The organism is Fluviicola sp., from assembly GCF_029266855.1.
In the GTDB taxonomy this organism is placed as follows: Bacteria; Bacteroidota; Bacteroidia; order Flavobacteriales_D; family Crocinitomicaceae; genus Fluviicola.
Genome location: NZ_JAQSWB010000001.1, coordinates 175954 through 195072 on the forward strand (window position 1 = coordinate 175954; position 19119 = coordinate 195072).

A 19119-nucleotide genomic window follows, 5' to 3' on the forward strand; every position below is an offset into this window, starting at 1 on the left:
ATAATTAATAATCGATGTCTAAATTAAAACGATTTTTCAGGTCAAAAAGATTGCTGTTTTTCTTAGCCAGTTTATCGAAGCGGTCGGGACCGTTCAGATACTTCACTTCTTCCTGAGCGTCTTTGATCAGTTCCAGCTGAATGTTCAGATCGTAATTCTGGATTTCCTTGCGAATATAAGCCATGACTTCTCCGATAGCACCTTCAAGCCTGGTAAATTGAATGGTATTATCCACCTCAAATTGGAAGGTTGTCTCATCCAATTGAACGGGTTCGCGTTTGATCATTACATGGTAGACCTGGTCCTGACCGTTCAGTTTTTGAGTATGAGCCATTGTTTTCCAAAGACGGATCACATCATCCCGATGGAATTCCTTCTTCGGTAAATCACTTTGCGGAACGTGAGCTTTTGCTTTTTGCTGTTCAATTAAATGATTAATTGATAAGTTGTTGGAGTTTAGATTTCCGGTCGGAGCGGCAAGTACTTTTGCTTCCGGCTTAGCAGAAAAAGCAACTCTTTCCTGGGTAACGGATGGTTTATTTACAGGCTTGGATTCGTTTCTCAGACTTTGTCCTGCGTAAGGGATAATCTGTACCGGATCAGTTAAGGATTTTTTTTTTCGAGCTCAGATTTCACCGAACAAATTTGCATCAGGGTCAGCTCGACCAGCAGTCGCTGATTTTTTGCGGCCTTGTAATCGACATCTGCTTTACTGAGAACTCCCAGGCAGCGCAATGCAAGAGCACCGTCCACTTTTTTAGCCTGATCAACAAATAACTTTTCAGTTGTTTCACCAACTTCCAGTAAGTTTGCTGTCCGCGGATCCTTGCAAATCAGCAAATTTCTGAAATGTTCGGCAAGTCCTACAAGGAACTGATGACCATCAAATCCTTTCTCCATGACATCATTGAAGAGCAGCAAACAAGCCGGAATGTCTTCATTCAATGCATTTTCCACCACTTTAAAATAATAGTCGTGATCCAATACATTCAAGTTTTCCAAAACTGCTTTATGTGTAATGGTAGTTCCGCAAAAACTAACGATCTGGTCGAAGATAGATAAAGCATCACGCAAAGCACCATCCGCCTTTTGAGCGATTAAATGCAAGGCATCAGGATCTGCTGAAATTGCTTCCTGGGTTGCCACATGTGCCAAATGATCGGCGATATCTTTTACTTTAATACGCTGAAAGTCGAAAATCTGGCAACGGGATAAAATAGTCGGCAGGATCTTATGCTTTTCTGTGGTTGCTAAAATGAAAATAGCGTGAGCCGGCGGTTCTTCCAGGGTTTTCAAAAAAGCATTAAAGGCTGCAGTTGAGAGCATGTGAACCTCGTCAATGATATAGACCTTGTGAGTTCCCAATTGCGGTGCGATCCGCACCTGATCAATCAACCCGCGGATATCATCCACCGAGTTATTTGATGCTGCATCTAATTCGTATACATTCAGAGAAGCTCCTTCGTTGAAGGAAAGACAGCTGTCGCATTGATCACAAGCCTCAACAGATTCCGTTCTGTTAAAACAATTGATCGTCTTGGCTAAAATACGCGCAGTAGTTGTTTTACCAACTCCTCTGGAACCACAGAACAAGAATGCTTGAGCTAAATGCTGATTCTTGATTGCATTTTTCAGGGTGTTGGTAATTGCCTTTTGCCCAACAACCGTATCAAAGGTTTGGGGCCTGTATTTTCTGGCAGAAACAACGAAATCCGACATGAAAACAAAATTAGCTAAACTTTCGCAAAGTTTGAATGCTGTTAATAACTAAAAAGAATAAAAAGCACAGAATGTTGACTTCGACTTCGCTCAGCCAACGAGGTGTTTAATGCTCATTGAGTAGAGCCGAAATGACTCTTTGTTTTTTAGCTATTGAGTAAGCTGATTTTCCAGAATCCCGAATTCCCTGATCCGTTTTTCAAGAATATTGGAGTATTCCAAAGCTTCACTTTTCCCATCTTCGATGTAGGATTTCTGAACCCATGCTTTAGCATTCTGCAAATCGTTGAGAACTTCGTACGCAAGTGCTACATTATAAGCAGCCCGGGCTCTGATCTTCGATTTGGGATTTGATTCGTATTCTTCTTTCCAGGTCTTCAAAGCACCTTCCCAGTCTCTTGTTAAAGCTTGTCTTGAACCGATTTTCATTCCTCCTTTTTTCCCGATATACATCATACGCTGTTCCCAAAAATAGAGTGGAACAAGGTCGTGAGCGAATGACTGCCCGGTGAAGTAACTTACTTGCGTTAAGGCTTCATTCCGTTTGATGAGGCGGGCAATTGCTTCCACGGGATTGGTAGAACGCTGTCTCCAGGTTTTATCCTGCTTGTAACGGTCTTCATAAATAACAGTTTTTGTAGCGGGGTCGTACAAACGGAAACCTGCCCGCGCTGTTGCTTTACCGGTAATTTCAATTTCCGCACCATTTCCATTCAGTACATTTTGAACAGTTGTTGCCGCTGTTGCCGCAGGATTGATAACACTAAAATCCGTATCGAAGAATTCCAAACTTAGAATGGCATCTGTTTCGTACTTTTTACAAATACTGTCTACCTGATCCCAATTCATCATTCCCCCAAAATCAACGCTTGTGTTTTTGGAAGCCAGCATTGAGCTGTCACATCGCTTGATCTGAAAACGCTCACTTGTTCTTAAAAGTTCATCAATTCCTTTAATACATTCGTTTGACAATTCCTTATCCTGTTTGGGAGTTTCCAGGGTTAGCGTGCCTTCAATCAATCCGAATTTTCCCGGAATAGAATGGTTCAGCAATGCAAGCGACTTAATTTTAGGGTTCACACTGATAGTAGCGGGTCTCTGAACTTCGATCCGCATTCCCTGCGTTGTTTTGCATGAACTGAAAATCAATAAACTAAAGAGGCTAATTGTAAGTATTTGTTTCATAGCGTTTTTCTTGAATACAAATATATCCGATTCTTTTACTTTTTCATTTTCCATTTTGCATTTTGAATTAAAACTATCTTTGTGTAAAATTCAATGCATGAAAATTTATAACAATATATTGGAAACCATAGGCAACACTCCTTTGGTTAGATTAAACAAGCTCACTAAAAATTGTAAAGCTACTGTTTTAGCGAAAGTTGAAACAACAAATCCGGGGAATTCAGTAAAAGACCGGATGGCGGTAAAAATGATCGAAGATGCTGAGAAATCAGGACTTTTGAAGCCGGGTGGAACAATCATTGAAGGAACTTCGGGAAATACCGGAATGGGCTTGGCTTTGGTTGCAATTATTAAAGGATATAAACTGATTTGTGTATTGAATGACAAACAGTCGAAAGAAAAGATGGATATTTTACGTGCTGTAGGAGCTGAAGTTGTGGTTTGTCCGACAGCTGTTGAACCAACAGATCCCCGTTCTTATTATTCCGTTTCAAAAAGACTGGCAAAAGAAATTCCGAATTCCTGGTATGTAAACCAATACGATAACTTATCGAACAGGATTGCTCATTACGAACAAACCGGCCCGGAGATTTGGGAACAAACGGATGGAAAAGTAACGCATTTTATCGTTGGAGTAGGAACAGGAGGAACGATCTCAGGGGTTGGAAAATACCTGAAAGAGAAAAATCCGGATATTAAAATCTGGGGAGTCGATACTTACGGTTCTGTTTTCAAAAAATACAAGGAAACCGGAGTTTTCGATGAAAATGAAATTTATCCTTACATCACGGAAGGAATCGGGGAAGATATTCTTCCTGCGAACGTGGATTTTGATGTGATCGATTTGTTTGAAAAAGTAACAGATAAAGATGCAGCTGTTTATACACGCCGTTTGGCTCGTGAAGAGGGAATTTTTGTAGGGAATTCTGCGGGTGCAGCAATCGCCGGATTATTACAGTTGCAGGATCAACTGACAGAAAAGGATGTGGTAGTTGTCTTGTTCCACGATCATGGAAGCCGCTATGTTGGTAAAATCTTCAATGACGACTGGATGCGTGAGCGCGGATTCCTGGAAGAAGAATTTAAAACTGCAGAAGATGTGATTGCACGTCATGCTGACTTGCCATTGGTAACCTTGTATTCGGAAGAGCTGGTTTCACATGCCATTATGAAAATGCGCAAATACAACATTTCTCAAATCCCGGTTCTAAGAGACGGTGAGTTGGTAGGTTCCTTAAACGATTCCCAGGTTTACCAGTTATTGGTTGACAATCCTGCATTGAGAGATACCCCGATTTCAAAGATCATGCAAAAACCTTTCCCGGTTGTTCTTGGAACAGCGAAACTGGAAGAGGTGGCTAAACTGATCAATGAGCAAACGCCGGCAGTTATTGTTGAGCGCGCAAACGGGGATAAGAAGATCTTGACACGCCAGGATGTAATTGCTTCTTTGGCTTAGTGAATAAAATTAAATACATAGATCAAATGCAGCGAACGGTGGAAATTAATTCCACCGTTTCGCGTATTGTCTCATTAGTTCCTTCGCAAACCGAGTTACTGGTTGATCTTGGCTTGCAGGACAAGCTGGTAGGAATCACCAAGTTTTGTGTACATCCTTCCGGACTTAGAAAACAGGTTCAATTAATAGGAGGGACCAAAAACGTCAAAGTAAAACTCCTTGAATCGCTGAATCCGGATTTGGTTATCGGGAACAAGGAAGAGAATAACCAGGCAGATATTGAGGAACTGGAGCAAAAGCTTCCAACCTGGATGAGCGATATTTTTAACCTGGAAGATGCGCTGGAAATGATCCGGCAGGTCGGAGAAATTACCGGAACCACAGAAAAGGCTCATGAAATCATTTCCAAAATCCGCACAAACTTTTCAGAATTAAATGAACTGAAACAGCAAAACAAAAGTGTTTTATACCTGATCTGGAAAAATCCGTATCTCGCAGCCGGTACAAATACCTTTATTGATTCCATGCTTAGTACTTTGGGATTCCAAAATGCAGTGAAGCAGGAACGGTATCCGGAAGTTGACCTAAAGCAACTCAATCCGGATTTTATTTTCCTGAGTTCGGAGCCTTATCCTTTCAAAGAAAAACACATAGCAGAACTGCAAAGTCTTTTCCCGGTAAGCCAGATCCTTTTGGTCGACGGAGAATATTTTTCCTGGTACGGGTCCAGACTGATCGAAGCGCCGGCCTATTTTAGAAAATTGTTAAATACAATTCAAGCCGGAAAATGATAGATAAGAAGTATTAACTTTATGTACGCATATCTATTTTACCATGAAAAGATCATTAGTTACCTTTCTTTTATTTGCTTTCGTCTATTTGGTTTCCGTTTCATTCAAAGCTCCGGGTTACCATACGATCACAATTAAAGTCACCAACATTCGAAATAATTCAGGAAACATGCAGCTTCAAATTTTCCGAAGTGCAGAAAATTACAATAAGGGCCTTGCCTGGAAAGTAAAGACGGTTGACAAAAGTGAAATGAAAAACAATACACTTACCTGTACCTTTACCGGAATTGAAGATGGAGAATACGGAATAGCTGCTTTAGATGATGAAAATAAGAACAAGGAAATGGATTATACTATGTTCATGCCTGATGAAGGATTCGGATTCGCCGATTATTACCACACTTCCTGGAGTAAACCAAAATTTGAAAGTTTTAAATTCCAATTAAAAAGCGATAAGACGATGACGGTAAAGATTCGTTACGTCTGATCATTCTGCAAAAAAGGGCATTCCGCTTACCATTTTGGTCATTTCATGCAGCGGAAGCTTGCCTTTCTTGAAATTGATCTGTCCGCTGATCGCATAACGATCTCCCCGTTTCGGTTTGATCTCAATGTTGATCGACTCAGAACTATTCAGGAAATCATTAAATGCTTTGACCGGCCCCATGTTTTCTATGAAAGCCGTTACGAAAGTACTTCCGTAAACCTTGGTTGATTTCTCCAGATGGCCCTTTATAAAAAAGACTTCATTACCTGAATGTGAAATAACCGCATTCGGATCAACTCCAATGAAATAAGCATTCGCAGCAAGCTGTTTCAAATGGAAAACCGTATTTCCAAAGCTGAGAGTCAGGTTTGGTCTGCGAACCGATTGAGGAAATGCTTTCCATAAGTCAGTTATGTCACATGCATTCTTTGTTTGAACGATCAGGTTCATTACGGGAGTCGGCAGAAACCCAATAATACTTGGAAGACTGTCCTTCGGATCCTCCAGGTAAGTTCCTTTGAAATCAATAGCATAAGCTTCGATATCTTTGAAATGAGGAAGTCCTTGCGGTAAAAAGTTCAATAAAGTATCGGGTAAGCCTTCCGGTATAAACCTGGAATAAACGTATACACCGGTTGATTTCAGTCCGAATTTTAAATTTGGGTGCAATTTTTTCGGATAGATCACTTCTCCTTCCAGGTTGATTGATTTCTCCTGGTGCTGAACAGAAAGTATCATAGAAGAAAAACCACTGCTGACAGGCAACTTTTTTAAGTTTAAAGCAATAAATTCATTTTTATCAGGAGCAGCTTTCTTTAATTCTTTAAACGGTTCGCTTAAAATTTTCCGGGCAGTGATTTCCAGTTCTTCCCGGCTTGCTTTCTTTCCTTTGATCTGTTGAATAAATAATCCGCAATTGTCCCTGGCAGCACCGGCCTGATTGGATTTGCAGTAATCCGAGATATTATTATCAAAAGCAGAAGCATCTTTAGTTTGCACTGCAATTAATAAAAAACTTTTATGATTGCGTTCGACACTGTAAAGAACAATATCTTCCTGCGGATCGATGCGAAGCGACCTTTTGTTTGACTCGGTATTGATGTTCTTTTCCATCAGTTCACGAACCTTTTGAATAAACGCATCGTCCTTTTCGGCAAACAAGGTGTTGTAAATTTCTTTTTTCACGAATGTTTCGGCATCCAGGCGTAAAACCCATTTGGCATCATCCGGAATCGGAACCATCGGGTTGTTTTGGTTTGTTGAAAGGAGATTCAGACAAATAAAAATGAGTAAACTGGATGCTGTGAGTAGCACTACAAGGAAGGCTGCATAAAAGCGTTTTTTTATTTGCATATCATAAAGGTAATTTTTTATTGAAATTGTAACTTTGTTTCATGGGAAAATTCTTTTTCTGGTTAATCAAACTATTCGGTTGGAGAATAGATGAGCACGTTCCGAATGGAGTTAAGAAAGCAGTGGTGGTAATGGGGCCTCATACATCCAATTGGGATTTTGTTATTGGAAAAATAGCATTCGCACAGTATAAAGTGAACGCCAAATTCTTAATCAAGAAGGATTTGTTCTTTTTCCCGCTTGGTTATATTCTGAAAGCAATGGGCGGTATCCCGGTCGACCGCAAGAAGAACAACAACATTACAGATCAGGCGGTAAAGTATTTCAAGGATCACGAAAAATGTTTCATGGTGTTTACACCAGAGGGAACACGGGGATATCAGCCGAAATGGAAAAAGGGATTTTATTATATCGCTGAACAGGCGCACGTTCCTATTTATATCGGGTACATCGATTATAAAAAGAAAATTGGCGGGTTTCACTCCCTTTTTGAGCCAACAGGTGATGTCGATGCGGATATCAAATACCTGAAGACTGTTTTATCGCAATATACAGGGAAAGTTCCTGAGAACGGTATTCGTAAACCGGATGAATTATGACTGAATTCTTAAGAACGGTAAATGTTACACGTTATATTTCCCCTTTGCGTGAAGGAGGGTCACTTCCGGCGTTGGTAGATGCAGACGACGATTTTAAGTATGTCTTAAAATTCAGAGGCGCCGGGCATGGAGTTAAAGCGCTGATCTCGGAATTTCTTGGCGGAGAAATTGCACGCATTCTAGGATTTAAAGTTCCTGAACAGGTTTTTGTAAACCTGGACGAGGATTTCGGGCGATCGGAAGCAGATGAGGAAATACAGGATTTGCTCAGAGCCAGTCACGGGTTGAATTTGGGGCTGCATTTCCTTTCCGGAGCTATCACCTTTGATCCGGTAGTAACGAAAGCCGATGAAGAAACCGCTTCACGGATTGTTTGGCTGGATGCTTTCATTACGAATATCGACCGGACTTTCCGCAACACGAATATGCTGATCTGGAAAAAAGAACTGTGGTTAATTGATCACGGTGCTTCGTTCTATTTTCACCACACCTGGGAAAATTGGGAGAAAACCGCAGTCAGCAATTTTGTTTATGTAAAAGATCACGTGCTTTTACCGCAGGCATCAAAGATGGATGAGGCAAATGTATTTGCTCATTCAAAATTGAATGAAGAAAAGTTGAATGCTTTAGTTGATGCGCTTCCGGAATCGTGGTTGATCTGGGAAGATCTGGATGCCACTCCCGATGAAATAAGAACGGTTTATAAGCACTTTTTAAGTATCCGACTGAAGAACTCACAGAATTTTGTAAACGAAGCTAAAAACGCCCGAAATGTTCTTATATGAATACGCGGTAATTCGCCTGGTTCCTCTAGTTGAACGGGAAGAATTCATCAATGTGGGTATTATTATCTTTTCCAAAAAAGAAAAATTCATCCGTGCAAAGATTGTGCTTCCGGAAGAGCGTTTGAAATCCTTCAAGTGCGAGCTGGACCTGGACCAGGTAAAAGCAAATCTGAGGGCTTTTGAACTGATCAGCTCAGGAGCAAAAGAGGGCGGACCGATTGCCTGTGAAGAATTGCCGGAACGTTTTCGCTGGCTGACAGCCGTAAGAAGTTCGATTATTCAGACTTCACGGCCACATCCGGGAAAGACAAATGATTTGGAAAAAGAGGTTGAAAGGTTGTTTGTGGAATACGTAGGATAAAATAAACAAACAATCAGCTAACCAGAATTTAAGTTTACAATTCCCAAAAGTATGCGATCAGAAAAAAAAGAACCCGTTTCAAAAAGGTTACATGCCCGAAACAGAAACCGTGACAGGTACGATTTGGATGCGCTTTTGATTTCTAATCCTGAATTGAAAGGGTATATGAAGCCCAACCATTTTGGGGAAAATTCCATTGATTTTTCAAGCCCAGCGGCGGTGAAGTTATTGAATAAATCCTTACTCAATCATTATTATGGAATAGCGAATTGGGATTTCCCGGACGAGAATTTATGTCCACCAATACCCGGTCGAGCGGATTACCTTCATTATATAGCTGATTTATTGGCAGAAAACAATTTTGGTGTCATTCCAAAGGGAGAAACCATCATCTGTTTGGATGTTGGAGTTGGCGCAAGTTGTATTTATCCAATTATCGGGGTTACAGAATTTGGCTGGAAATTTATCGGGAGCGATATTGATCCAAAATCAATTGCATCAGCGCAGGATATTGTTGATGCGAACGAATCACTTAAAAACAAGATTACTTTTAGACTGCAAAAAGATCCAAGGGCCGTTTTTCGGGGAATTATTGGTGATTCAGAGAAAATTGACTTAAGCATTTGTAATCCTCCGTTTCATGTTTCGCCGGAAGCTGCTGAAGAGGGAACCCGCAGAAAAATCAAGAATTTATCAGGGAAAACAGCAAAAACGCCCGAACTCAATTTTGCAGGGAATGGAAATGAACTAGTTTGCGATGGCGGTGAATTCCAGTTCATTCAGAATATGATTTCGGATAGTAAAATCGTTGCGAAAAACTGTTTTTGGTTTTCGACCCTGGTATCAAAAGCATCGAATCTGAAAGGAATTTATAGATCATTAGAAAAAAATGGCGCAATTCAGATCAAAACGCTTCCTATGGGAACCGGGAACAAATCCAGCCGAATTGTAGCCTGGACTTTCCTTTCTAAATCAGAACAAAAAGAGTGGCGTGAAACGAGATGGAAAAAACAAAGGTAGCGACGCGGAATTACGTCCAACTAAGGGCGGTGAAAGATTACTTTTTAAAAGAGTCCGTTCGTTTATCATAGCCATACGGACAATGCCTGCAGCCGCTTTTACAGCAATGACCTCGTTTTAAATGGTATTTTTCAGTAAAAACAATATAACCTTCAGGGGTATAATAAAAGTCTTCCGGATCTAAACCATTATTTTTGGGGAGTGGACGAAAATCATCATTCATAACACAAAATTACGCATTTCATGGAGCTATTCGATACGTCAAAGTCCATTTTACAGGAAATCAAGCTCGATCCTGTGTTCGGGAATGTGCACTTGCTTGTAAAACGGGATGATCTGATACACCCGGAAGTTTCAGGGAATAAATGGCGAAAACTGAAGTACAACATCGACCTGGTCCTCTTTCAAAAGAAAGATGGGATTTTAACTTTTGGGGGAGCTTACTCGAATCATCTTTTAGCAACAGCCGCAGCCTGTAAGCTTGCCGGATTGAAATCCATCGGGATAGTTCGGGGTGAAGAGCTGAATGCGGATATCAATGAAAACCTGAAGCACTGCGCAGAATTGGGCATGGACCTGAAATTTGTTTCAAGAGAAGCGTATGATTCCAGGAATGAAAAGTCTGCCCAGGAAACCTGGAAGGAAGAATATCCGTTTTACCTGCTGGTTCCTGAAGGAGGTGCGAATTACTACGGAATAGTCGGATGCCAGGAAATTTTAAAGGAATTACCGGCTAATATCGATCATTTATTCGTGGCACAGGGAACAACGACAACCAGCTGCGGTTTACTTGTCGGGATAGAAGAAAACACACAATTGCACGTGGTTCCTGTTTTGAAGGGATTTGATGCAAAGGCGGAGATGAAAAAACAACTTTTCCCGTTTTTAATTGACGAAGAAACGATAGTGGAACATCTGAACAAGGTAGAAGTACATCCGGATGCACATTTCGGGGGATATGGAAAATGGAATACGGAATTGACAGACTTTATTTCGAAATGCGAGGAGAAATATAAGCTCCCACTGGACAAGATATACACCGGCAAAGCTTTTTACGCTTTGATGGATTGGCTGAAAGCTCAAAAATTTGAAACCCCTCAAACAATTGTTTTCCTTCATACCGGCGGCTTGCAAAACGGTTAGTGTTTTTATTTCCTCCCCCTTAGTCCCCCTCCAAAGGGGGAGTTTTTAATCCTCCCAAAAAAGAGAATTACTTACCTGTAATTTAAAATATCGAAGAACGAATTGATTTTTAAAGATGAATCTTTGATTTCCCCCTTTGGAGGGGGACTAAGGGGGAGGACTGGGTTATTTTAACTGTTTCCCCCAATTCTCCACTTTTCCCAACCACTTCTCCCGCATTTCAGGAGTAGAACCTTTTATAATTCCGATATAGCTGACTTTTACTGGACTAATTCCACAAAATTGAAGCACGGAACGTTTCAATTGATTCACACTCGGTCTTCTGAAATAAAAGCGGTAAAACCAGCCCGGTTGATCCAAAGTGGTAATGATATGAGCTGTTTTTCCTTTCAGGAGTTTATCCCACATATGAGAGTTTTCCCTGTATTGAAAAGCAAAGCCCGGTAGAAACAGGCGGTCGATAAATCCTTTTGTTATTGCCGGGAGTCCGCCCCACCAAACCGGATGGATCCAAACCAAATGATCTGCCCATTGAATGTTTTCCCAGGCTTTTAGAAGATCGGGTTCCAGCTCGGTTCTTTTCTGGTAACCGAATTGCAGGTTCGGATTGAAATCCAGTTCCGCAATGACAATTTCCCTGATCTCTGAACCTGTGGATTCTGCACCTTTCCGGTAAGCTTCGGCAATGCCAAAATTGAATGATTCTTTGTTGGGGTGTCCGTTAATGATTAAGATTTTCCTGCTCATACTAATTGTTTAGAGCAAAGCTAGATTCACCGGTCGTATAAAAAAAGGACATATGTCACGAAACGAGTAGTTGTTTCCTGATCCGGCTCAAATGACGTTGTGTGATTCCTAGATAAGAGGCGAGGTGCTGTACCGATATTTGCCGGATGTATTCCGGTTGCTCTTTGATGAGATTTTCATAGCGTTCCTGGGCGGAATCCCGCTGCAGTTGAAACACACGTCCTTCCAGTTCGAGGTATTGCTGTTCGGCTATGATTTTCAAAAAATGGATCCATGCCGGACTTTTCGTTAACAACTGATCAATTTGATCTTTAGGGATGACCAATAGTTCCGTATCGGCAAGTGCCTGGATGTATTCCACACTTCCGTTTCCTGTGATGAACGCGGAATATGCTGCAACCATTTCACCCGGAAAACGAAAACAATAGGTCATTTCATTGCCATTTGAAGTAACATAGAATGAACGGAAAACGCCAGATTCAACAAATGCTACTTCCGAACATTTTTCTCCTTCCCGGACAAAATAGCTTCCTTTTTTCAATGTACGTCGTGTAAACAGACGAACAGCTTCCCCGATTTCAGCTTCTGTGAAAAGATTAAACTGTGCTAAGAATGAGTTTAATTGCATGAAACGAAGTTACGTTTTAGATTTGCCGCCTGCAAAACGATTTTTGTAATAAAGTCGAATACGATGCATGATACCCCAATATAACGGCATGAGAATAATATATAGAAAAACGGAAAAGAAGGTATAGCCATGATACCTGCCGGCATGTGAGCCAATAATATGATCAATCACATCGTAACTATAGCCATAGCCTATCAGAATAATGAACGGCAGGACCAAACTTCCGGAGATTACCAGAAATGAAGCAAGTTGATTTAGCTGTCGTTTTTGGGTGAACCTAATAAGCATAACATGAAAAACAAAGATCATCAAACCGAAAATTACGGTCATTCCTCGTGGTGAAACCGAAATAAGCATTTCAGCGGAATGGTTTAACGGCGGTTGGTAGCTTAACTGAATGTAATCGGAAGGGATTTTTGAAAACCTCCAGTAAGCATGTGTTTGAAGGTCCCCGGAATCGGGAGCACCCAAATTGGAATGGATTTTTTTGATAAAAGCAGAGGCATCTACAACTACATTCAGTGCATGAAATGATTTCCATTGCTTTGCGGGAGATAGAAAATAACGGAAACTGTATTCGTTGACCCAATCGTTCTGATTTGTCCAGACTTTACCGGTATATTCTACGTTTATTTTGTGAATTCCAGGTTTCAAGCTGATCTCAAAATAAAGAAAGTCTGACAGTGGAAAATACCTTCCGCTATTGTAGCTTTCATCGATAAGAATGGATTTGTTCTGGTTTCCATGATTCTTTTTAAAAGAATTGGAAAAAGAATTGAATTTGACTGAGGTATCTTGCGGTTCAATTGGGATTTTCTTCAATTCAACAGGTTTTCCATCTACCCAAACCCTGAATTTGCCAAGATAATCCCTTGCATGGAACAATAATGGGATTTGTGTTCCTTCCAATTGATTCCGAATGGTGTACTCGATCTGATAGAAGGCGGTTTTGAAATGTCGATCGATTTTTATATGCAGATTCTCATTAAGAACATCCATATCTCTGCTTGAAACAGCTGAGATGGCATGTGTCCCTCTCAGGATGGGAGAAGCCATATTTGCCTTACAAAAGTTACAGAGCAAGAGAAAAAAAATAAAAAGGTGCTTTGTCATTTTATTAATAACGGAATATTTGAGGAAATGGCAAGTACCAGGGAAGAAATTGTGGGAAATTAATGTTTGATCAATCGTCTACAAGTGTTTTCTCTTTGATTCCCTAAGAAAATAAGCTGGTACACACCTGAAGCAAGATGTCCTAAGGATAAACTGGTAGTTTCGGATGCCGGGTAGCTTTCAATTAATCTTCCAGAAGCATCTCTCAACTGAATTTCAGTAATAGATTCATCTTCGGAGGAAATTGTTAGTTCATCCGAAAAAGGATTGGGGTAAATCGAAATCCCTTTCAAATTAGCTGTTTCTACACTCAAGCTCTGACTAATATCGAGATTCACCAGCATGAAATCTGCATCAGCACTCAATAACCTGGATGAACCTGCAACGAGGATTTGGCCTGTTCCTGAAAGCTTCATTGTTTGCAGGTAATCATTCCCGGTGGAAATATCGGTGGTGAAAGTGCCCGTTCCATTGAAACTATTGTCCAAACTTCCATCCGCGTTCAGGCGGGTAATTGAAAAGCCATAATTGTATTCGCTGATTTCCTGGCTACCCCCGATCAGGAATTTTCCGTCCGCCTGAAGTTCCAGGTCGGCAAATGGATAGGAGTGGTTCAGGATTCCGTTTGTTCCAAACGAGTTATCTAAACTTCCGTCCGGATTGATTTTGATGATGAGAGATGTTGCCGAATAACCGGAAAGAATAATTTTCCCATTGTCAGTTTCTTTGGCCCCAGACAGGAATTCCGTAACGGAAGGAAATGTATTGTGCAGATCCATGATGACTTTTCCATTTTGACCGAAACCAGGAACGAAATCCCCATTCAAATCAATTTTGCAATAAGTAAGTTTTGAATTATTGAAGTCATTCCCGTCGTATCCGACACAAATAACCAACTGGTCACTTAACAGGATGGCTTCCCAGAGAATCATCGTATAAGAGGCATCTGAGAGAAATACCGAACCGTTGGTTCCGAAGGAAGAATCGAGGACCCCATTTGGATCGATCCTGCTGATTGTGCCCGTTCCGTAACTGTTTCCTGCCAATAGAACAGAGCCATCTCCCAGGATAATCATTGAAACAATGTGGCTATCCGAATGCGGCAGTCTGAAGACACCATTGATAGCGAAACTGCTGTCCAAATCGCCATTTGTATTAAAACGCGCAACAAAGGAGTTATAATCTCCCGGACCACTTTGTGATGGCCCCAGATAGACAGACCCGGAGACCAGTATCTTTCCGTCTGCCTGTAATTTGATATCTAAAGGAAATTCCGAATAATCAATTGGAGTAGAAACTATTCCGTTTGTCCCGAAATTCGCCGCGATTGCACCTGTGTTTGTGTGTTTTGTAATTGTCAGACGGTAAATTCCGCTACCCCCACTTTCAATGCTATATCCCGCGCTAAAAATGTTTCCATCCGGATCAACTGCTATACTGTTAATTTCTGTGGTGTTCGGTGTTATGACAATCCCGCCATTTCCGAAATTAGAATCCAGGTTCACGTTTTGCCCGAAAACAGGGATGGAAAGTAAAATAAAGGAAAGTGTACTGATTCGTTTCATATTGTAATACTCATTGTGTATTCGTAATACAATTGAACAAGCGAAGAGGTTGTCTGTTAAGGTGAAAAAAAGAATAGGTTCACGATGCTTCGGAGCATATGTATTATTCGCACCCAAACCTTTTCTACGATACAAAAACAATTATTTTACGGCAAATACGCAAATGTTTGAGGCGCTTACCAGTAGCCTCCGTATCTCATAAACAGTACTAATCATTGCTTATTTGGTCCAAAAGCGAGTGTCCGCCGCGGCGGAAGCCAATAATTTGTGAATTTGTGGTAGAAAATTAAGTCTGGGTGTGATCCCGATAACTATCGGGAGTTATTAATTCCCGATGCTTCGCGGACTCACATGCGCGAGAGCCCGCTTGCCTCGCGAACCTATATTCTTCTGATGATTTATTGTTTGATCAATTTTTTGCTGATGCGTTCCTGTGCATCATTAACGAAAATTACCTGATACAACCCTGCAGGAAGGTGTGCTAAAGACAAACTGGTGTGTTTTTCCGGGACATGACTTGAAATCAGTCTGCCTGATGCGTCAGTTAATTGAATGCTTGTAATGGATTCATCGGAAACCGAAATAGTCAGTTCATCGGAAACGGGGTTCGGGTAAAGCGTAACCTTGTCTGATTGATTGGTTTGTAAGTTCAATGACTGGCTCATGTCAATTTCCGTCAGCAGGAAATCAGAAGTATTTTGTATAAAATCCGTTTTACCGCCTACAAGCAAGCGATCCGGAGCTGTTAATATCATGCACCCCATGGTTTCGAAACCGGTTGAAAAATCGCATTCAAATGAACCTGTTGTGTTAAAACTATTGTCTATAGTTCCATCTGTATTGAATCTTGAAATCACAATTCCCCAATTAAATTGTGCAAACTCCCTGCTTCCCCCGATCAGTATTTTCCCATTGGGTTGAACCACCATGTCCATATAAGGAAGTGAATGAACCAGGATACCGTTTGTTGCAAAGGTACTATCCAGTGTTCCATCTGCCTTAAGTCGGATAAGTGCTTTGCTAATTGTTTCTCCAGCCAGAACAATTCTGCCATCGGGTAATTCCTGTGCTTTTGAAACCGTTTCCAAAGAATTCGGATCGCTGGAAAAATCAATTGTTGTGATTCCGTTTTGCCCGAAAGAAGTAATAAGATCTCCTGAAGCGTCTGTTTTTATGCAGGTGAACTTAGGGTTGGAAAGACCGGTATCACCCAATCCGTATGATAAAATGGAACCATCGTTTAGGCGGATTGATCCAGAATTGAAGAAAAAGAATGTGCTTTGATCACTCAATGCACGGTAGCCATTGGTTCCGAATGAAGAATCCAGCATTCCGGCAGAAGTCAGTTTGGTCATGTAAGTGATATTATCGGAATAGCCGATCAAACGCAGGGACTCGTCACTTTGTACAATGATCGAACTAAATTCACTCTGGTTGTAATCTGTTACCCGAAAAATTCCGTTTGTAGCAAAACTGGAGTCAATGACCCCATTCGGGTGGTAGCGGACAACGAATGCATGGAGGATCGGTACTCCCGGACCTGAATCTGACCCTGTATAGGTTGACCCGGAAACCAGTATTTTCCCATCGGCCTGTAATTGGATGTCACGTACTTCATCTGCCACACTAATGGCCGTAAATGCAATTCCATTACTTCCGAATGTGAGGTCTTGTATTCCACCTGCATCGTGTTTTGTCAATACAATGTTAGATCCTCCTGAAACGGATTTATTTCCTGCACTGATGATACTGCCATCGGGATTCAAAGCAATTTTCCTGACCGATGTAGTGTTTTCAACATAGGTAAAACCCTCGTAGCCGAATTGACCGTTCAGAGTAATATTCTGGGCTGAGGCAGCTAAGCAGCAAAAAAAAGCAATGGGAGTAATAATGGTTCTCATAAATTAAGGTTTGTGTTATGACACAAAGAACGACGCAAAGCCGGATTCGGTTGGGTTGAAAACAAAAAATCCCGAAGCAGATGTTTCCATCGCTTCAGGATTTTCTATTTCACATTGAATACTGTGTTAACTGTGCTAACGCTTGTTTGAATCGATCAGCCGTGGCTGATCTCTTACTCAAACAATGTTTTATCTACTTCCGTATTGAATTCAATCGATTTAACAACTCCCGAAAGCGTCATTTCACCCATTACCTGGGTTAATTTGTGCGCAAACATAAAACCATTCACATCTTTGTAATCATCATACAAAATGGTAGATTCCATAGTTTCTTCGCCTTGCTTTGTGATAGAAACCGTTTTGAATTTCATATTTGTAGCGACATCGAAGTAATCAAAGGCTTCTTTTTCACCATCGTTTGTAGTCAATACATAATAATCTTTTCCACTGATCGTTTCGATTCCCTTGATTTCGTATTTCATTCCCGAAGTTTTGTAGTTTACTTCAGGGAACAAACCTTCGCCTTTTTTCTTAGCAGCCAGTTCTTCGGCAGACATAGCCTCTTTTCCGGTTTGCATATTCATTTCAGAACCTTTTGTCCCGTCGTAATACGAACTTTGGAAAACCATTCCCTGAGCTTCAATTTTCATTGCTTCTTTATTCGGAGCAACGAAAGCATCCGTCATGGTGATCACCACCGGGATCTGAGCAGAAGAAAGTTCGATCTTTTTAACGACAGATTTCACCTTTTTCATTTTTTTAGCCAAATCCTTTGCTGAAGCTGTTTTTGTAACGGTGTTGATATATCTTTCGATCAACTGATCGGCAGTGATATCCGCTTTCTTCATTTCTTTTACAGGATTTCCGAACGGATCTAATTTTTCAATCACACCGTCACTGTCGAATGCCTTCAGTTTCGGAAGAATATCTTCGTTACCTACAACAACGATATTGAATCCGTTTTTGAAATATTTCTGAGCCACTGTCAACACATCGTCTTTTGAAATTGCATCCAGGCGTTTCAAATAAGTTTGGTAATAATCTGCAGGCAGGTTATCGCGGATGATATTCAAAGCGAAACGCGCAACAGTTTGCGGTCTTTCCAATGAGCGGGCAAAGCTTCCTGCCATTGCTGATTTCGCCAGGTTTAATTCATCATCTGTTACATAGCTGTCACTGATTTTTGTGATCTCGGACAATAATTCTGTGATCGCAGAATCCGTTACTTCATTTCTAAAGCTTCCGGATGTTCCGAACCAGCTTCCGTCTCTTGTAACTTCAAAAGAAGTATAAGCACCGTAGGTGTATGCTTTATCTTCACGCAAATTCTGCATGATACGCGCTCCGAAAGATCCGCCGCCCAAAATGCTGTTCATTACATTCAAAGCAATTTGATCCGAAGCTCCCGGTTTCATTTCAATCGGGAAAGTAATAGAGATCACAGATTGCACAGCTCCCGGTTTGTTCACAAAGATCACGCGGTTTCCTTTTGCTTTTAATCCGCTTCCGAAATCTTCTTTGTACGCCGGAGCACCTTTCCAGTTTCCGAAATACTTCTCAGCCAGTTTCATTGCGTTGTCTTTTGTAATATCACCTACAATAACAAGGTATGCCCCGTTCGGAGTAAATACTTGTTTGTAGTTGTTTTTCACATCGTCCAAACTGATTGCTGCCAAAGAAGCCTCATCCATTACTCCACCAAGCGGGTGGTTCGGGAAATCGACCTTCATTTCGGCATTTGAAGCCATGGTATTTGGATCTGATTTCGCAGATAATAAGCCCGATTCGTTTTGTTTCTTGATACGCTCAAATTCACTTTGCGGGAAAGCCGGGTTCATCGCTACATCCTGCATGATGTCCAAGCCGTTTTCCATGTGTTTTGTTAAACAAGAAAAATAGATAGAACTTCCGTCAGCACTTAAAGATGCTCCCATGTTATCTACTTCTTTGTCCAATACATCTTTGGAACGCTTTGCAGTTCCGGAAGTAAGCAATTGCCCCATCATATTGTTTGTTCCTGCTTTAGAACCTTCAATCATCGGTGAAGCTCCCATTGTAAGCGAAAAAGAAACGCGGGGTAGTTTATGGTTTTCAGAAAGGATCACAGTGATTCCGTTACTCAATTTGAAAACCTCTGAGTTTTTAATATTAATAGTTGGTGCTGCAGCTGCAGCCGGTCTTACAGAACGATCAATTTGTCCGTAAACCCCTGTGAATGCTGTTAAAGCAACAAGTGTAATTAACTTTTTCATGACGCTGTTCT

Annotated in this window: 20 protein-coding genes; 9 read left to right on the top strand and 11 right to left on the bottom strand. The window is 41.0% G+C overall.

Annotated elements, in window-relative coordinates:
• Window positions 1-4 precede the first annotated feature (4 nt).
• On the bottom strand, window positions 5-334 hold the full coding sequence (locus tag K0S23_RS00760; RefSeq protein ID WP_300352913.1) for a hypothetical protein: 330 nt from the start codon (window positions 332-334) through the stop codon (window positions 5-7).
• A 115-nt stretch (window positions 335-449) separates the two neighbouring features.
• Here K0S23_RS00760 and K0S23_RS00765 point away from each other — a divergent pair, with 115 nt between their 5' ends.
• On the top strand, window positions 450-581 hold the full coding sequence (locus K0S23_RS00765) for a hypothetical protein (RefSeq protein ID WP_300352915.1): 132 nt from the start codon (window positions 450-452) through the stop codon (window positions 579-581).
• A 22-nt stretch (window positions 582-603) separates the two neighbouring features.
• Here K0S23_RS00765 and dnaX read toward each other — a convergent pair whose 3' ends face one another.
• Window positions 604-1719: a DNA polymerase III subunit gamma/tau gene (gene dnaX, locus K0S23_RS00770; RefSeq protein WP_366944273.1), complete on the bottom strand. Its 1116-nt coding sequence runs from the start codon at window positions 1717-1719 to the stop codon at window positions 604-606.
• Between the two features lie 150 nt (window positions 1720-1869).
• Window positions 1870-2904 (bottom strand): DUF6340 family protein, encoded by a 1035-nt coding sequence (locus K0S23_RS00775; RefSeq protein WP_300352917.1) that lies wholly within the window; start codon window positions 2902-2904, stop codon window positions 1870-1872.
• A gap of 97 nt (window positions 2905-3001) precedes the next feature.
• On the opposite strand from K0S23_RS00775, the gene K0S23_RS00780 reads away from it, so the two are divergent.
• The 3 genes from K0S23_RS00780 to K0S23_RS00790 are packed head-to-tail and all read left to right on the top strand — an operon-like array spanning window position 3002 to window position 5641.
• The gene (locus tag K0S23_RS00780; RefSeq protein WP_300352920.1) at window positions 3002-4363 is read left to right on the top strand and encodes a pyridoxal-phosphate dependent enzyme; all 1362 of its coding nucleotides are present in this window, start codon (window positions 3002-3004) and stop codon (window positions 4361-4363) included.
• The gene (locus K0S23_RS00785) at window positions 4363-5154 is read left to right on the top strand and encodes an ABC transporter substrate-binding protein (RefSeq protein ID WP_300352921.1); all 792 of its coding nucleotides are present in this window, start codon (window positions 4363-4365) and stop codon (window positions 5152-5154) included. Before K0S23_RS00780 ends, K0S23_RS00785 begins: the two co-directional genes overlap by 1 nt.
• A gap of 43 nt (window positions 5155-5197) precedes the next feature.
• The gene (locus K0S23_RS00790) at window positions 5198-5641 is read left to right on the top strand and encodes a DUF2141 domain-containing protein (protein WP_300352924.1); all 444 of its coding nucleotides are present in this window, start codon (window positions 5198-5200) and stop codon (window positions 5639-5641) included.
• Here the strand turns inward: K0S23_RS00790 and K0S23_RS00795 are convergent, their stop codons facing one another.
• Complete coding sequence (locus tag K0S23_RS00795) at window positions 5642-6994, bottom strand: hypothetical protein (RefSeq protein WP_300352927.1); 1353 nt, start codon at window positions 6992-6994, stop codon at window positions 5642-5644.
• A 41-nt stretch (window positions 6995-7035) separates the two neighbouring features.
• Here K0S23_RS00795 and K0S23_RS00800 point away from each other — a divergent pair, with 41 nt between their 5' ends.
• From K0S23_RS00800 to rlmF, 4 genes are read left to right on the top strand one after another with little or no spacing between them, the layout of a single operon-like run.
• Window positions 7036-7593 carry a 1-acyl-sn-glycerol-3-phosphate acyltransferase gene (locus tag K0S23_RS00800; protein ID WP_300352929.1) on the top strand — a complete coding sequence of 186 codons (558 nt, stop codon included), beginning with the start codon at window positions 7036-7038 and terminating at the stop codon, window positions 7591-7593.
• Window positions 7590-8378: a HipA family kinase gene (locus K0S23_RS00805; RefSeq protein ID WP_300352932.1), complete on the top strand. Its 789-nt coding sequence runs from the start codon at window positions 7590-7592 to the stop codon at window positions 8376-8378. The genes K0S23_RS00800 and K0S23_RS00805 overlap by 4 nt, the downstream gene beginning before the upstream one ends.
• A complete protein-coding gene (locus K0S23_RS00810; protein WP_300352935.1) occupies window positions 8365-8739 on the top strand; it encodes a DUF3037 domain-containing protein in 375 nt (124 codons plus the stop codon). Before K0S23_RS00805 ends, K0S23_RS00810 begins: the two co-directional genes overlap by 14 nt.
• A 51-nt stretch (window positions 8740-8790) precedes the next feature.
• Entirely contained in the window at window positions 8791-9759 is a 969-nt protein-coding gene (gene rlmF, locus K0S23_RS00815) for a 23S rRNA (adenine(1618)-N(6))-methyltransferase RlmF (RefSeq protein WP_300352938.1), read from the top strand.
• A gap of 37 nt (window positions 9760-9796) precedes the next feature.
• Here the strand turns inward: rlmF and K0S23_RS00820 are convergent, their stop codons facing one another.
• Window positions 9797-9982, bottom strand: coding sequence for a DUF5522 domain-containing protein (locus K0S23_RS00820; RefSeq protein WP_300352941.1), 186 nt, complete (start codon window positions 9980-9982; stop codon window positions 9797-9799).
• A 20-nt stretch (window positions 9983-10002) separates the two neighbouring features.
• Here K0S23_RS00820 and K0S23_RS00825 point away from each other — a divergent pair, with 20 nt between their 5' ends.
• Window positions 10003-10902 carry a 1-aminocyclopropane-1-carboxylate deaminase/D-cysteine desulfhydrase gene (locus K0S23_RS00825; RefSeq protein WP_300352943.1) on the top strand — a complete coding sequence of 300 codons (900 nt, stop codon included), beginning with the start codon at window positions 10003-10005 and terminating at the stop codon, window positions 10900-10902.
• 165 nt (window positions 10903-11067) lie between these two features.
• Here the strand turns inward: K0S23_RS00825 and K0S23_RS00830 are convergent, their stop codons facing one another.
• The 6 genes from K0S23_RS00830 to K0S23_RS00855 all read right to left on the bottom strand — a co-directional run bounded on the left by K0S23_RS00830 (window position 11068) and on the right by K0S23_RS00855 (window position 19108).
• On the bottom strand, window positions 11068-11649 hold the full coding sequence (locus K0S23_RS00830) for an NAD(P)H-dependent oxidoreductase (protein WP_300352946.1): 582 nt from the start codon (window positions 11647-11649) through the stop codon (window positions 11068-11070).
• A 55-nt stretch (window positions 11650-11704) separates the two neighbouring features.
• Window positions 11705-12277, bottom strand: a complete 573-nt coding sequence (locus K0S23_RS00835; protein WP_300352948.1) for a Crp/Fnr family transcriptional regulator — start codon at window positions 12275-12277, stop codon at window positions 11705-11707.
• A gap of 9 nt (window positions 12278-12286) precedes the next feature.
• Complete coding sequence (locus K0S23_RS00840; protein ID WP_300352951.1) at window positions 12287-13333, bottom strand: hypothetical protein; 1047 nt, start codon at window positions 13331-13333, stop codon at window positions 12287-12289.
• 116 nt (window positions 13334-13449) lie between these two features.
• The gene (locus tag K0S23_RS00845) at window positions 13450-15090 is read right to left on the bottom strand and encodes a T9SS type A sorting domain-containing protein (protein ID WP_300352954.1); all 1641 of its coding nucleotides are present in this window, start codon (window positions 15088-15090) and stop codon (window positions 13450-13452) included.
• A gap of 263 nt (window positions 15091-15353) precedes the next feature.
• Window positions 15354-16856 (bottom strand): T9SS type A sorting domain-containing protein, encoded by a 1503-nt coding sequence (locus tag K0S23_RS00850; protein WP_300352956.1) that lies wholly within the window; start codon window positions 16854-16856, stop codon window positions 15354-15356.
• Window positions 16857-17029: 173 nt separating this feature from the next.
• Window positions 17030-19108, bottom strand: a complete 2079-nt coding sequence (locus tag K0S23_RS00855) for an insulinase family protein (RefSeq protein ID WP_300352959.1) — start codon at window positions 19106-19108, stop codon at window positions 17030-17032.
• Between the last annotated feature and the right edge of the window lie 11 nt (window positions 19109-19119).